The following is a 14,638-nucleotide window of genomic DNA, read 5'->3' as shown; positions in this document are numbered from 1 at the left end:
ACCAGGCAATTCGTCCCACCCGTGACCGAGGTATGAGGTTGATATGCACGCGAATCACTCCTGCAATCGGTCAACTTAACCTGGGTCTACACCGAGTGTAGCGCCCACACCCGGCCATTAGACACCCCTTTGCTGGCAAACGATAGAAGACGCGCCGAAGCGTTATCGGGCTGTTTCTGGCGATACCGGTGAGACGCACGTGACTAACGTTGCGGTGCGGCGGTCGGTTTGATGGGCGCCGGCAGGGCGCTGCGACCCATCAGATACCGGTCCACGGCTGCGGCGGCGGCCCGGCCCTCGGCGATGGCCCACACGATTAACGACTGGCCGCGGCCCATGTCGCCGGCAACGAACACACCGGGCACCGACGTCTCGAAGTCCTCGCCGCGCGCGACGTTCCCGCGCTCGTTGAACTCCACCCCGAGATCGGTGAGCAGTCCCGACCTTTCCGGGCCCACGAAGCCCATGGCCAGCAACACCAAGTCGGCTTCCAATTCGAAATCGGTGCCCTCGACCTTGACGAACCTGCCGTCTTGCATACGCACCTCGTGCGCCTTCAGCCCGGTGACGTGCCCGTCGCGGCCCAGGAATTCCTCGGTGTTGACCGAGAACACCCGCTCGCCGCCTTCCTCGTGGGCCGCCGAGACACGGTACATCAGCGGATAGGTCGGCCAGGGCGTCGACTCGGCGCGCGTGTCGGGTGGGCGTGGCATGATCTCGAACTGGTGCACGCTGATCGCGCCCTGCCGGTGCACGGTGCCCAAACAGTCGGCGCCGGTGTCCCCGCCGCCGATGATGATCACCTTCTTGCCTTTGGCGGTGATCGGCGGCTCCCCATCCGGGCCGAGGACGTCGTCACCCTCCTGCACCCGGTTGGCCCACGGCAGATATTCCATCGCCTGGTGGATACCGTCCAAGTCACGGCCGGGAATCGGCAGGTCGCGCCACGCGGTGGCGCCACCGGCCAGCACCACCGCGTCGAACTCGGCACGCAGTTGATCGGCGCTGATGTCGACGCCGACGTTGACGCCGGGCCGAAACTCGGTGCCCTCGGCTTCCATTTGCTCGAGCCGACGGTTGAGGTGACGCTTTTCCATCTTGAACTCGGGAATGCCGTAACGCAGCAGCCCGCCGATGCGGTCTTCGCGTTCGAAGACGGTGACACGATGGCCGGCGCGGGTGAGTTGCTGTGCGGCGGCCAGACCCGCGGGACCCGAGCCGACCACGGCGACCGTTTTGCCGGTCAGCTTGTCCGGCGGCAGCGGGACTACCCACCCCTCCTCGAAGGCCTTGTCGATGATCTCCAGTTCGATCTGTTTGATCGTGACCGGATCCTGGTTGATCCCGAGCACGCAGGCCGGTTCGCACGGCGCCGGGCACAGCCGTCCGGTGAAGTCAGGGAAGTTATTGGTGGCGTGCAGCCGTTCGATCGCGTCTCGCCAACGCCCCCGCCGCACCAGATCATTCCATTCCGGGATCAAATTGCCTAACGGACATCCATTGTGGCAAAAGGGAATTCCACAATCCATGCACCGGGTGGCCTGCTGCTGAAGCACCTCCCGGTCGAAGTCCTCGTAAACCTCGCGCCAGTCACGCAAGCGCAGCTCCACCGGGCGGCGCTTGGGCAACTCCCGGCGGGTGTACTTCAGAAAACCCGTCGGATCAGCCATGCGCGGCCGCCATGATCGCCTGGTCGACGTCGGTGCCGTCACGCTCAGCGTCGGCGATCGCCTCCAGCACACGCTTGTAGTCGAGCGGCATCACCTTGACAAAGTGCCGCTGCTCGTGCGCCCAGTCGGACAGAATGCGTTGCGCCACCGCTGAATCGGTGTTGTCGACGTGGGCCTGGATCATGCCGTGCAGCCAGTCTAAGTCGTCTTCGTCGAGGCTTTCCAGCTCCACCATCTCGGTGTTGAGATTGCCCGGCAGCGCGCCGTCGGGGTCGTAGACGTAGGCCACACCGCCCGACATCCCAGCCGCGAAATTGCGCCCCGTACGGCCGAGAATGACGACCTTGCCGCCGGTCATGTACTCGCAGCCATGGTCACCGACGCCCTCGACCACCGCGTGGGCTCCGGAGTTACGCACCGCAAACCGTTCACCGACCACCCCGCGCAGGAAGGCTTCGCCGCTGGTGGCGCCGAATAGAATCACGTTGCCGCCGATGATGTTGTCTTCGGCGACATAGTCCTCCGGCGCATTGTCGGAGGGCCGCACCACGATCCGTCCTCCGGAGAGACCCTTGCCGACGTAGTCGTTGGCGTCCCCGTAGACCCGCAGTGTGATGCCTTTGGGCACAAACGCTCCGAAGCTGTTGCCCGCCGACCCCTCGAACGTGATGTCGATGGTGCCGTCGGGCAGGCCTTGGCCGCCATAGGCTTTCGTCACCTCGTGGCCCAGCATGGTACCAACCGTGCGGTTGACGTTCGAAATCGTGGTGGAAAAGCGCACCGGCGTGCCGGAATCCAGCGCCTCGCGGCTCATCACGATCAACTGCTGATCCAACGCTTTGTCCAGCCCGTGATCCTGGCTTGAGCTGCAGTAGAGGTCCTGGTTCATAAACGCCGACTCCGGCTCGTGCAGTATCGGCGTCAAATCGAGCTTGTGGGCCTTCCAGTGCGCTCGCGCCAGCGTGGTGTCCAGCGAACCGACCTGGCCAACCGCCTCGTTGAGGGTGCGAAAGCCCAGCTGGGCCATGTATTCGCGGACTTCTTCAGCGACGAACATGAAGAAGTTCTCGACGAATTCGGGCTTGCCGGTAAATCGCTGTCGCAGCAACGGGTTCTGAGTGGCCACCCCGACCGGGCAGGTGTCCAGGTGGCAGACCCGCATCATGACGCAGCCGGACACCACCAGCGGTGCGGTGGCGAACCCGAACTCCTCGGCGCCGAGCAGCGCGGCGATCATCACATCGCGGCCGGTCTTGAGCTGGCCGTCCACCTGCACCACGATACGGTCGCGTAACCCATTGAGCAGCAACGTTTGTTGCGTTTCGGCCAGGCCCAGCTCCCACGGCGCGCCGGCGTGCTTCATCGACGTCAACGGTGTGGCCCCCGTGCCGCCGTCATGCCCGGAGATCAGCACCACATCGGCGTGGGCCTTCGACACCCCCGCGGCCACCGTGCCGACCCCGACCTCGGACACCAGTTTGACGTGGATGCGGGCCTGCGGGTTGGCGTTCTTCAGGTCGTAGATCAGCTGGGCCAGATCCTCAATGGAATAGATGTCGTGGTGCGGCGGCGGGGAGATCAATCCCACCCCGGGAGTGGAGTGGCGCACCTCGGCGATCCACGGGTACACCTTGCCGCCCGGAAGCTGGCCGCCCTCACCGGGTTTCGCACCCTGGGCCATCTTTATCTGAATGTCGGTGCAGTTGGTCAGGTAGTGCGAGGTGACGCCGAACCGAGCCGAGGCGACCTGTTTGATCGCGCTGCGGCGCCAGTCGCCGTTCGGGTCGCGCTCGTAGCGGCTGACATGCTCGCCGCCCTCACCGCAGTTCGACCGCGCGCCGAGCCGGTTCATCGCGATAGCCAGGGTCTCATGCGCCTCGGCGGAAATCGAGCCGTAGCTCATCGCTCCGGTCGCGAAGCGTTTGACGATCTCACTGGCCGGTTCGACTTCCTCTAACGGAACCGGCGGGCGCACACCGGCTTTGAACTTCAACAGCCCGCGCAGCGACGCCATCCGCTCGCTTTGGTCGTCAACCAGCCTGGTATATTCCTTGAAGATCTTGTACTGCCCGGTGCGGGTGGAGTGCTGCAGCTTGAACACGGTGTCCGGGTTGAACAGGTGGTATTCGCCCTCCCGGCGCCACTGGTATTCCCCGCCCACCTCGAGCTCACGGTGTGCCCGCTCGCGTACCCGGTCCAGAAACGCCAACGAGTGACGGGCCGCGACGTCGGCGGCGATGTCGTCGAGGGTGATGCCACCGGTGGGGCAGGTCAGTCCGGTGAAGTACTCGTCGAGTACCTCTTCGGAGATGCCGACCGCCTGGAACAACTGTGCACCGGTGTAGGAGGCCAGCGTCGAGATGCCCATCTTGGACATCACTTTGAGCACACCCTTGCCGGCGGCCTTGATGTAGTTGCGCAGCGCGGTCTCGCGGTCGAGGTTTTCCAGGACACCGCGATCGAGCATGTCCTCGATCGACTCGAACGCCATGTACGGGTTGATGGCGGCCGCCCCGAAGCCGAGCAGCATCGCCATGTGGTGCACCTCGCGGGCGTCACCGGACTCGACGACCAACCCGACCTGGGTGCGGGTGCGTTCGCGCACCAGATGGTGGTGCACCGCGGAGACGGCAAGCAGCGACGGGATCGGTGCCATCGTCTCGTCGGACTCGCGGTCGGAGAGGATGATGATGCGCGCGCCGTCGGCGATCGCCGCCGATGTCTGCGAACGAACCTCGTCAAGCGCGGCTTTCAACCCGGCGCCGCCCTCGGCGACCGGGTACAAGCAGCGAATGACCTTGGAGCGCAAGTCAAGCCGTCGACCGTTGATTTCCACGTCCGGGTCGAGGTTGACCAGCTTGGCCAGCTCGTGGTTGCGCAGGATCGGCTGCGACAACTGAATCTGGTGACAGGATTTTTCGTCCGGGTTGAGCAGGTCGCCTTCTGGCCCGATGGTGTGCTGCAGGCTGGTCACCACCTCTTCGCGGATGGCGTCCAGCGGAGGGTTGGTCACCTGGGCGAACAGTTGGTGGAAGTAATCGAACAGCATCCGGGGCCGCTGGGAGAGCACCGCGACCGGGGTGTCGGTGCCCATCGACCCGATCGGCTCGGCGCCGGTGCGCGCCATCGGCGCCACCAACAGATTGAGCTCTTCGTAGGTGTAGCCGAACACCAACTGGCGCAAGACAACTCGGTGGTGCGGCATCCGCACGTAGTTGCCTTGCGGGAGTTTGTCGAGCGGGATCAGGCCCTTGTCGAGCCATTCCTGGTAGGGGTGCTGGGCGGCCAGCTCTGCCTTGATCTCCTCGTCATCGACGATGCGGCCCTGCGCGGTGTCGACCAAGAACATGCGGCCCGGTTGCAGCCGCATCCGCCGGATTACCTTCGACGGGTCGAGGTCGAGTACCCCCGCCTCGGAGGCCATCACGACCAGGCCGTCGTCGGTGACCCAAATCCGCGACGGCCGCAGGCCGTTACGGTCGAGCACCGCGCCGACCACGGTGCCGTCGGTGAACGTCATCGACGCCGGCCCGTCCCACGGCTCCATCAGCGAGGCGTGGTACTGATAGAAAGCGCGGCGCGCGGGGTCCATCGATTCGTGGCGCTCCCACGCCTCCGGGATCATCATCAGCACCGCATGGGCCAGGCTGCGTCCGCCCAGGTGCAAGAACTCCAGCACCTCGTCGAAACGTGCGGTGTCCGAGCCGCCGCGGGTGCAGATCGGGAACAGCTTTTCCACGTCGTCGTACGAGCCGAAAATGTCGGTCTTGACCAACGCCTCCCGGGCGCGCATCCAGTTCTCGTTGCCGGTGACGGTGTTGATTTCGCCGTTGTGCGCGATGCGCCGGTAGGGGTGCGCCAGCGGCCAGGACGGGAAGGTGTTGGTGGAAAACCGGGAATGCACGATGCCCAGCGCGCTTTCCAGCCGGTCGTCTTGCAGATCAAGGTAGAACGCCTTGAGCTGCGGTGTGGTCAACATGCCCTTGTAGACGAACGTCTGACCGGAAAGGCTTGGAAAATAGACGGTTTCGCGGCCGGGACCGTCCTGGCCGGGGCCCTTGGTGCCCAGCTCGTGTTCGGCGCGTTTGCGGACCACATACGCGCGGCGCTCCAGCGTCATGCCCGACGCTCCGGCGATGAACAGCTGCCGGAAGGTGGGCATCGCGTCGCGAGACAGGGCGCCCAGCGACGAGTCGTCGGTGGGCACCTCTCGCCAGCCGAGTACCTGCAGCCCCTCGGCTTCGACGATCTTTTCCACCGCCGCGCACGCGGCCGCGGCGTCTTTGGAGGACTGGGGCAAAAACGCGATACCGGTGGCATAGCTGCCGGCGGGCGGCAACTCGAACTCCACCACCGAGCGCAGGAAGCGGTCGGGAACCTGGATCATGATCCCGGCGCCGTCTCCGCTGTGCGGCTCGGCGCCCTGGGCGCCGCGGTGCTCAAGGTTCAGCAGCGCCGTGATCGCCTTCTCGACGATGTCGCGGCTACGGCGGCCATGCATGTCCACGACCATGGCCACCCCGCACGAGTCGTGCTCGAACGCGGGGTTGTACAGCCCGACGCGGTTGGGCGCCATTCCCACCTGACCCTTCACCAAAACTTTCTGCGCGGCATATGAACGGCTCCGTCGGCGCCGCCGCCCTCAAGATTGCGGGCTAGGCTCCTCCGGTCTTGTCGATACGGTGGTCACCAGTGATGATCCGGTCAGGGGATGCGTCCGTGCAACGCTGAACGGGGGCCCTGTACCCGGTCTCGACAAGTCGTAAAACGATATGACAAAAACCGCCTGACATGCCAACTTCGTCAATAGTAACCCCTCGGTTGGGTGAGCCACGCCGACGAGCTCCCGGCGGTTCGAGGGCGTTGCCGGTCATGTCGAGGGTCTGCAGATTAGGCAGTGCCGCCGCCTATTTGCCGCATCGCCGGAGTTGGCTCGTCGGGCCGCGCGGTTTGCTGTGACGGACGGCTCAGCTTGCCGGCGATGACCGGTCGGTCACACCGATGCCAGCTGCGGATGGCGTGGCTTGAGATCCGCCGTGGCCCTGGCTGTGGGCGGGCGGCCGTGCCAACCTGCCGCTCGATGCAGATACTAGGTCGCATGTCCTACGTTGCCGATGGGCCGCAGCGGCCCTTCGGCACCGAGCGATGCGCGGGAAACTCATGAGCGAGCGTGACGACTTCTCGATGGATCGGCTGCGGTCTGGCCCGCTCGACCGTCGGGCCGCACATCCGCCGCAGCCCGAGAACAGGGATCAGCGGACCATGCCGCTGCCCGCCTATGCGCCCGCGCGCCCGCGCCCGACGGTCACACCCGTGCAGCCGCGGCCGGCCGCCGCTGCGCAGCAGCCTGCTCCCGCGCCGAGACCGGCACCGCCGGTCGCTGCTACCCCTGCGGTGCGTCCGCGTCCCAGTCGCGGCTGGCGCCACATCGTCCTGGTGGCCACCGGTGGGCTGGTCAACCTGGGTCCGTCCGCCAACGAGCGCCAGGAGGCCCGGTTCGAATCGGCCGTCCAGTCGGTGTTGCGCGGCAACTACAAGGTCGGGGTGCTGGGTAAGGGCGGTGTCGGGAAGACCACGGTGGCGGCCAGTGTCGGGTCGATCTTCGCCGAACTGCGCCGCCAGGACCGCGTGGTCGCGGTCGATGCCGACACCGCGTTCGGGCGGCTGGCCAGCAGGATCGACCCGCGCACCGAAAGCTCGTATTGGGAGCTCGCCGGGGACAAGAACCTGCGGTCGTTTGCCGACGTGCGGGCCCGGGTCGGCGCCAACGCCGCCGGGCTGTACGTGCTGGCCGGCGACCCGCCCACCGGGCGGCGACGGGTGCTGGACCCGGCCATCTACCGCGAGGCCGCGCTACGCCTGGACCGCCATTTCACCATCTCCGTCATCGATTGCGGCTCGACGATGGACGCTCCGGTCACTCAGGAGGCGCTGCGGGATTTGGATGCGCTAATCGTGGTGTCGTCGCCGTGGGCGGACGGCGCCTCGGCGGCCGCGCAAACCATCGAATGGCTGGCCGAGCACGGGCGCACCGGTCTGCTGCGGCGCAGCGTCGTGGTGCTCAACGATTCCGACGGGCACGCCGACAAGCGCACCCGCGCGGTGCTGGCGCGCCAGTTTGTCGATCGCGGGCAAAAGGTCGTCGAGGTTCCCTTCGACCCGCATCTGCGGCCCGGCGGCGTCATCGACGTGCGCCGCGAGATGGCTCCGGCCACGCGTCGGCGGTTTCTTGAGATCGCGGCCACGGTCGCCGAATATTTCGCGTCCCGGCCCGACGGCGTGCGGGACCGAATCGGCAGGTGACGACGGACGTCGCGTCAGCTCGTTTCGGCGGCGCGCTTTAACCCCGTACTCTCCATGCCGAGATACGCCCGAACCCGGGATCCGGCGAGCAGTGCGCCCAACCACGCCAGCGGGCCGGTGCCGATGAACTCCAGCCTCGTGCGCACCTCGTTTCCGGTGTCCTCGATGCGATGCACCGCTTCCAGCGTGAGTCCCGGTTGTTTGGCCACCCAGGTGAATGTGCGCATGGGCTCCAGTTCGGTCACCGTCCACACCGTCGGCCGGCCCTTTGGCTGAACCACGCGGGCTTGGCTGCCGATCCCCAGCGGACCCTCGTCGAGTCGCGTGATTTGTCGCATCGATTCGGTCCAGGCGGGCCAGCCCTCCACGTCGACGAGCAGCCGCCACACCCGCTCGGGTGGGGCATGCACGGTTTCCTCACGCACGTAACGCATGCGCCATCACCTCCGCTGGCATCCTTGCAGTACCTGAATCGGGCGCGGCAGACCGACCGCCGAAAGCCGCACAGCGGGCCGCCGGGTCGACGGTGGCCTCGACTCGGTGATCAGCTGGTTGCAGGTGTCAGCACCATCACCGCGAGCAGGCGCCGCGGCGCGAAGGGAAGCACCGGCTGGCCGGCGGGTCCGCTGGTCTGCGGTCACACCGGGGCTCAGACGGCGCAGCAATTCGTGGCCGCGGGGTTGGGGCCAGATTCGGGAGACCGAATTGATCAGGTACGAACGACGGTGTCAATGGGTCTCGCTGATCTGGTCGCTCGGCGGTTGACTGAGGTGTTCCACGACGATCCGCATGCGGGGAACTAACAGCATCGCGACCAAGGGCGACGGGTGCGGATTTAAACTGCACCGACAAACCGGTGAAGGGGGTTTCTCTCATGCGAGCGAGGCTGTAAGGCGATGACCACGCGCCACCCATGCTGCCGTGGTGTGCGGTACATTCGACAACCCGCTCGTTCAGGCGCGCCCTGTCGGATTAGCTCACGCCACGGCGACTGCGCAGCCCTGCCAACCCGACGATCGACGCGACCGTCGCGGTCGCTGTTACATGCGAACCACAGTCCGCTGTCGAAACGGCTGGTGGTTTAGATGCTCAGTGTCGGGTCGATGGTGGCCGGCTATCGCATCTCGCGGGTGCTGGGTACTGGCGGTATGGGCACGGTCTATCTGGCGACCCACCCCACCTTGCCGCGCAATGACGCACTGAAAGTGCTGTCGGCCGAGTTGTCGCGGGATCCGGACTTTCGTACCCGGTTTATCCGTGAAGCCGATGTGGCAGCCGCCCTCGAACATCCTCAGATCGTGTCGGTGTACAACCGCGGACAGACCGAGGAAGGGCATCTGTGGATCGCGATGCAGTTTGTCGACGGCACCGACGCCGATGCGGCCCTGCGCGCCGGCGCGATGACCCCGCAGCGGGCGGTGCACATCATTACAGAGGTAGCTAAGGCACTCGATTTCGCTCACGCACACAACGTCGTGCACCGTGATGTCAAGCCAGCGAACTTTCTGCTCTCCGGTCTGATCGGCCCGGGCGAGCGAGTCCTGCTCGGCGATTTCGGGATTGCGCGAGCACTCGATGACGTCGGTCTGACGGCCACCGGGTCGGTTATCGCCACCGTGGCCTATGCGGCCCCAGAGGTGCTGTCGGGTGGCCGGTTTGACGGCCGTGCCGACATCTATTCCTTGGGGTGCGCGCTTTTTCGGCTTCTAACCGGCAAGACCCCGTTTCCGGGCGACAACGGTCCGGCTGCGGTCATGCTGGCTCATCTGCAGCGGCCGCCGCCGCGCGTCACCGATCTGGTGCCGTCGTTGCCGACTGCCCTGGACCAGGTGATCGCCACGGCCATGGCCAAAGACCCGGCTGTTAGGTTCGGCTCAGCGGCCGCACTGGCCGACGCGGCGGCGAGCGCATTGCGCGAGCCCGCGCAGCGGCTGCGTGCGCCTTTGCCACCGGTCCCCCCCTACCGAGGTTAGCTCATACCCGCTTGTGGGACCTGCCGGCGCGCCGTGGTGGCAGCAGGCCGGACCCCGCACACTCACCGGCTGGTCCGGTCCATCGCCACAATCGGTGTCGCCTGCGCCGCCAAGCCTCCCGCCGTCGACGCCACTGCTGAGGCGCCGACGGACCGTGATCGGTGCAGCTGTTGCGGCACTGGTGATCATCGCGGCAACCACCACTTTGGTGGCCTGGCCCGACAGCCCAAGCACCAACCCGAGCTCCGCGTCTGATCAACCGGGAGCGCCAGCTGGGCCGGAGTCAGATCCGGCATCGGCCCAGCAATCCGCACAGGGCCCGGCGGCCACCGATATTGGGCCGACGCAGTTACGCCCGATACTGCTGACTGCGGCAGAGCTCCCCCCAATCCAACGGCGCGCCAATGGCACTCGAGCAGGACAGCTCCAGCCTCTTCAACGACGTTAACACGGTCGATGACCCGCAGTGTCTGGGCGCGTGGCTGCCCGCCCAACAGTCGGTGTTCACCGGTCGCAACGTCACCGTCACAGGCGTTGCGGCTCAGGTCCTGCGCGGGATAAACCACGAACCTTGGCAAGACGGTGTTACCCAGGCCGTCGTATCGTTCTCCTCGCAGCGATCGGTGGGGTTTTTTTATGTCGACCAGCGCGGCCAGTGGGAACTGTGCGGTGGCAAATCCATCACGGTGACCCCACCAGGACAGCCTCCACAGACATGGGAGCTCAACCACCCGGTCACCATTTCCGGCGTGCTCACCATCACCGCCACGCTGCGCGGAGATGCCGACTCCTGCCAGCACGGAATGATGCAGCGCGGCAACATCGTCATCGACATCCGGCAGTGCCGGACTACAGGTCGCGCCGATGTGGCCGCCTTAGTAAACGCGACCGCAGTCAAGGTGCCACGCCAGCACTAGCAGGGAGGCCAGACAGTGAAGATGATCTCAGCGCGGGCGCCCGTCGGTGTGACATTACTTGCCGCCAGTGCCATAGCCGCCTCATGCTCAAGTACCACGAGTGGCGCTCCGGTGCCGCAGCGCAGTACTTCCCTTTCGTCGACGTCGCCATCAAATCCATCGAAATCGCTTGCTGCGCCGCCACAAACGGCTGCCGTCTCAGACGAGAACCAAATACGCGAAACCGTCATGGCGTTCCAGGACGCCCTCAACACCCAAAACTGGCAGGCCTACCTTGACCTGATGTGCGCGCCGATGCGAGCCAAATTCACCGGCATCGTAATGGATTATCTCAAGAAGGACCGAGCTAGGACCGGAGTAACAACGGCCACTATCACGTCGGTTTCAATTGCCGGCGACACCGCCACGGTCACTATGGATTCCAACAATGAGGCGATGGGTTCGGCTTCGGTCAGCCTGCCCTTGAAGCGCGAGGACGACGGGTGGAAGATCTGCCAAACCTAGCCACGACGGTGCCCTTGACCGGCCCATGCGGTGCCCACGGTGGGCATTCGGATCCACCGCTACCACCCTTAACCCGCATACCACGCGCCATGGTCGGGTTGGTCGCCGCCATGCTGGCCGGATGTAGCAGCACCACCGCCGGCGTGGCACTACCGGCACACCAGCCGCCGCTAACCACGGTCAATACATCCGCGCTGGATCCCGGCCGATACCCGATCACACCGCTGGCTCCGCTCGGTAACGCCGGCTCCGAACAAGTCGGACGGCTCGCCGAGGGCCGTCGCCTGGCAAGCTACGTGGTCGGGCCGTGGCAAGCCGATCCCGCTCTCACAGCTCGCCTCCCCAGCGATGCGACCGTGATCGAAAACTACCGCCAGCTGGGCACGGTCGTGGTGTGGGCGCCGATAGCGGGCGGCATACGGTCGTTACCTTTCGTAGTGGGATTCATGTCCCAACGACACAGCACGGATTCAGCGTTGTCACTGCGCAACGCGGTTCTGCGTTTCGCTGATCCAGACTCTGCATCCGCCGCGGCCCAAGGCATGTTCACTAACGCGATGGCCATGCCCCGAAGACCGGACGTCACCCCCATCGTCACCTCTCCCGAGCGCGTCATCCCCATACCCGGCCACCCCGAAGCCAAAGCCGCCCTGCTCACCTTCCAAGAGGATGCCAAGAGCGTGCAAGAACTTACCGCGGCTACCAGCCACGGCCCCTACCTGATGGTGCAAGTCATCCGGTGCCCGGCCGCGCCCGACTGCGATGCACAACTGGCCGCACGCATCCTCGACCTTCAGGTACCGCTGATCGACACCTTCAAACCCACGGACCTGTCCCAGTTCGCCGCCCTGCCGCTCGACCCGACCGGACTGGTCGCCCGCACACTGCCACTGCCCGCCGATCAGACCACATCAATATCGTCCGCCGCATACCAGCGCGCCGGCGCGCTGCACTTCGAAGACAACCCCGTCAAAGCCGGCCCGGTGCTCGCCGACGCGGGCGTCGACTACGCATCTGTCAACCTGACGACACTGTACCGAGCCGAAACCGCCGACAGGGCACAGAGACTCGTAGAAGTCTATGGCGACGACGTGGCCGCAATGCCAGCGGCACAAGCCGCCTCCGGTGTTCCGGGGTTACCGCAGAGCCGCTGCATTCGCGTACCAGGATCCGGCGGGCTCGTGCCGCACTACTGGTGTCTAGCGGCTGCTGGCCGCTACATGATCAAAGCCGTTGCGCGTCAACTAGATGCCGCACACCATCAGGTCGCAGCACAATACCGCATCCTCACGCGTTAACAAAGACTTTTGGCCGGTTGGAGTACCCTTTCGGCGGATCTCCGCGAGCAAGGCCCGAAGTGATGCTTGAACCTTTTACAGCAGGTTCAAGCGCTGCGGGCCGGTTTTAAGCCCACTCAAAGCACTATCGGCACATGCTTTTCCGCGCACGCATCCATCACGGCGTCCACGATGTCCTGGGTGCGCACCGTTTCCAGGTCTTCTACGGTTACCGAGCCTTTGTTGGTGCGATGCTGTGCGGCAACCCGGGAGTCGCGCAGCCGCTCCGCACGCTCCACCACGTTGCGGGCGAACCGTCCGTTCTGCATGATGTCGATTCCGTGCCTGCCGTCCGGTGCCAGGTAGGCCCGCAGCATCGTGCATGCCACGTTAAGTGCTTCACGGGCGCTGGGCTCGATGACGGTGGCGCGTGGCTCACCGTACCGGACGGCGATTTCCACCAGTTCCTCCGGTGTGTAGGACTCGAACCGCAGCTTCCGGTTAAACCGGCCCGCCAATCCCGGGTTAACTGTGAGGAATTCGTCGACTTCCTTCTCGTATCCCGCACCGATGAAACAGAAGTCGAACCGGTGCACCTCCAGCGCGATCATCAGCTGGTTGACCGCTTCCATGCCGATCATGTCTGGTCGGCCGTCTTGGTGTCGCTCCACCAACGAATAAAACTCGTCCATGAACAAGATCCGGCCGAGTGAGCGGTTGATCAGCTCGTTGGTCTTCGGTCCCGATGCCCCGATGTGCTCACCACAAAAGTCGGCCCGCTTGACCTCGATGATCTCGGGGTGGCGCACAATCCCCAACCCGGCGAAGATCTTTCCCAGCGCCTCGGCGGTGGTGGTCTTACCGGTGCCCGGCGGACCCACGAGGAGCATGTGATTCGTCTGGTTGGTCACCGGTAGTCCGGCGGCAAGCCGCAGTGCCCGGACCTCGATCTGGTCTTCGAGTTCAGCGACGGCCCTTTTGACTTCGGCTAATCCGACTTGGTTGTTGAGCAGCGCCCGTCCCTCCGCAAGAAGTTCCTCGCGCCGCCCTTTGTTCTCTTCCTCCCGGCGCTGCTCTTCTGATCGCTCGGTGGTGACGTCCCATTTGTTGGTGCGGCTGTTGATCGTTTCTTCGTCGGTGATCACCAGCTGCAGCGCAGGGTCGGCAAGCGCTTGCTTGGCAGGTTCGATGAGCGCGCCGTTGATCGTCGCCTTCGACAACCAGATCTCGGCTTTGTCTTGCTCACCGAGCTGACGGTGAGCCATCCCGCGTACATAGGCAAGATCGGCTGCGATCAAAGGAAATTCGTTGGGATCTATCGCAGTGACGGCGGTTTCGATCAGTTGGTGACGGCGCCATTCTCGGGGTTCACTATGTCCGGCACGTATTTCGACCCGGTCAGTCCAGTCGAGCGCGACACGTGCCTGCCCGAGGTGGACGGCGGCGTGGGCGGCTAGGGCATTAGTTCCGGCCGTGACTGCGGACATGATGATGGCCTGCGGCGGCAGGATGCTGGCAGCGATCGAAATTACGTCAGGCCAACGCTGGGTGGCGAACATCAAATAGGCTCGGATGTATTGCTGCCACTGATGGTTCTCCCAACTGTCCAGCAGCGATGAATCCTGCAGCAGCGCTTCGGCTTTTTCGTATTGTCGATCATCGATCAGCGCGCTGGCCAGGGCCAGGCCGGCATGAGATGCCTCGGTCACCGAGATCGAGAGATACGGTCCAGCCTTGATCGCCGCCGATAGACGCACACCGAGCCGGTTGGTCTCCCGGTGGAGCCGGGCTCCGTAGGCGTAGAGCTCCTGCAGGGTAGATAGTGAATCATCGCCCGCCGCGATCCGGCCAAGCCAGGCGTCGGCCATCGATGGGTCGATCTCGGTTGCCTGCCGGAAATAGTCTCGTGCGGTGTCGGGATCGGAGTCGAACAACGCCATGGCCTGATCGAAGCGCTTGCGCGCGGCGACCGTGTCGGTGCTGCTAGTCATCGT

At 65.1% G+C, this 14,638-nt stretch carries 9 protein-coding genes; 5 read left to right on the top strand and 4 right to left on the bottom strand.

Annotation, left to right across the window (positions count from 1 at the left end; all coding sequences use genetic code 11):
* Positions 1–203: 203 nt before the first annotated feature.
* The gene (locus MHEC_RS00275; protein WP_048892628.1) at positions 204–1,670 is read right to left on the bottom strand and encodes a glutamate synthase subunit beta; all 1,467 of its coding nucleotides are present in this window, start codon (positions 1,668–1,670) and stop codon (positions 204–206) included.
* Positions 1,663–6,246: a glutamate synthase large subunit gene (gene gltB, locus MHEC_RS00270; RefSeq protein WP_048892649.1), complete on the bottom strand. Its 4,584-nt coding sequence runs from the start codon at positions 6,244–6,246 to the stop codon at positions 1,663–1,665. Before gltB ends, MHEC_RS00275 begins: the two co-directional genes overlap by 8 nt.
* Positions 6,247–6,830: 584 nt before the next feature.
* Between gltB and MHEC_RS00265 the strand changes: the two genes are divergently transcribed.
* Positions 6,831–7,973, top strand: coding sequence for a MinD/ParA family ATP-binding protein (locus MHEC_RS00265; protein ID WP_048892627.1), 1,143 nt, complete (start codon positions 6,831–6,833; stop codon positions 7,971–7,973).
* Between the two features lie 14 nt (positions 7,974–7,987).
* Here MHEC_RS00265 and MHEC_RS00260 read toward each other — a convergent pair whose 3' ends face one another.
* Positions 7,988–8,407: an SRPBCC family protein gene (locus MHEC_RS00260; protein WP_048892626.1), complete on the bottom strand. Its 420-nt coding sequence runs from the start codon at positions 8,405–8,407 to the stop codon at positions 7,988–7,990.
* Between the two features lie 651 nt (positions 8,408–9,058).
* On the opposite strand from MHEC_RS00260, the gene MHEC_RS00255 reads away from it, so the two are divergent.
* From MHEC_RS00255 to MHEC_RS00240, 4 genes are all read left to right on the top strand, one after another.
* A complete protein-coding gene (locus tag MHEC_RS00255; protein ID WP_201399389.1) occupies positions 9,059–9,946 on the top strand; it encodes a serine/threonine-protein kinase in 888 nt (295 codons plus the stop codon).
* Positions 9,947–10,350: 404 nt separating this feature from the next.
* A complete protein-coding gene (locus tag MHEC_RS00250; RefSeq protein ID WP_201399387.1) occupies positions 10,351–10,863 on the top strand; it encodes a sensor domain-containing protein in 513 nt (170 codons plus the stop codon).
* A 21-nt stretch (positions 10,864–10,884) separates the two neighbouring features.
* Entirely contained in the window at positions 10,885–11,367 is a 483-nt protein-coding gene (locus tag MHEC_RS00245; protein WP_372507341.1) for an Rv0361 family membrane protein, read from the top strand.
* Positions 11,368–11,456: 89 nt separating this feature from the next.
* Positions 11,457–12,665, top strand: a complete 1,209-nt coding sequence (locus MHEC_RS00240; protein WP_048892622.1) for a DUF7373 family lipoprotein — start codon at positions 11,457–11,459, stop codon at positions 12,663–12,665.
* 116 nt (positions 12,666–12,781) lie between these two features.
* Here the strand turns inward: MHEC_RS00240 and eccA are convergent, their stop codons facing one another.
* Entirely contained in the window at positions 12,782–14,635 is a 1,854-nt protein-coding gene (gene eccA, locus MHEC_RS00235; RefSeq protein ID WP_048892621.1) for a type VII secretion AAA-ATPase EccA, read from the bottom strand.
* Between the last annotated feature and the right edge of the window lie 3 nt (positions 14,636–14,638).

The organism is Mycobacterium heckeshornense, from assembly GCF_016592155.1.
GTDB classification, from domain to species: Bacteria; Actinomycetota; Actinomycetes; order Mycobacteriales; family Mycobacteriaceae; genus Mycobacterium; species Mycobacterium heckeshornense.
The sequence above is the reverse complement of the archived record's forward strand: the minus strand, read 5'-3'. Positions and strand labels throughout refer to the sequence as shown.

Excerpts from the sequence above, each read along its gene's own strand:
- eccA (WP_048892621.1), bottom strand. The coding sequence starts at position 14,635 with ATGACTAGCAGCACCGACACGGTCGCCGCGCGCAAGCGCTTCGATCAG.
- MHEC_RS00255 (WP_201399389.1), top strand. The coding sequence starts at position 9,059 with ATGCTCAGTGTCGGGTCGATGGTGGCCGGCTATCGCATCTCGCGGGTG.
- MHEC_RS00275 (WP_048892628.1), bottom strand. The coding sequence starts at position 1,670 with ATGGCTGATCCGACGGGTTTTCTGAAGTACACCCGCCGGGAGTTGCCC.
- MHEC_RS00245 (WP_372507341.1), top strand. The coding sequence starts at position 10,885 with ATGATCTCAGCGCGGGCGCCCGTCGGTGTGACATTACTTGCCGCCAGT.
- MHEC_RS00260 (WP_048892626.1), bottom strand. The coding sequence starts at position 8,407 with ATGCGTTACGTGCGTGAGGAAACCGTGCATGCCCCACCCGAGCGGGTG.
- MHEC_RS00265 (WP_048892627.1), top strand. The coding sequence starts at position 6,831 with ATGAGCGAGCGTGACGACTTCTCGATGGATCGGCTGCGGTCTGGCCCG.
- MHEC_RS00240 (WP_048892622.1), top strand. The coding sequence starts at position 11,457 with ATGGTCGGGTTGGTCGCCGCCATGCTGGCCGGATGTAGCAGCACCACC.
- gltB (WP_048892649.1), bottom strand. The coding sequence starts at position 6,246 with ATGGCGCCCAACCGCGTCGGGCTGTACAACCCCGCGTTCGAGCACGAC.
- MHEC_RS00250 (WP_201399387.1), top strand. The coding sequence starts at position 10,351 with ATGGCACTCGAGCAGGACAGCTCCAGCCTCTTCAACGACGTTAACACG.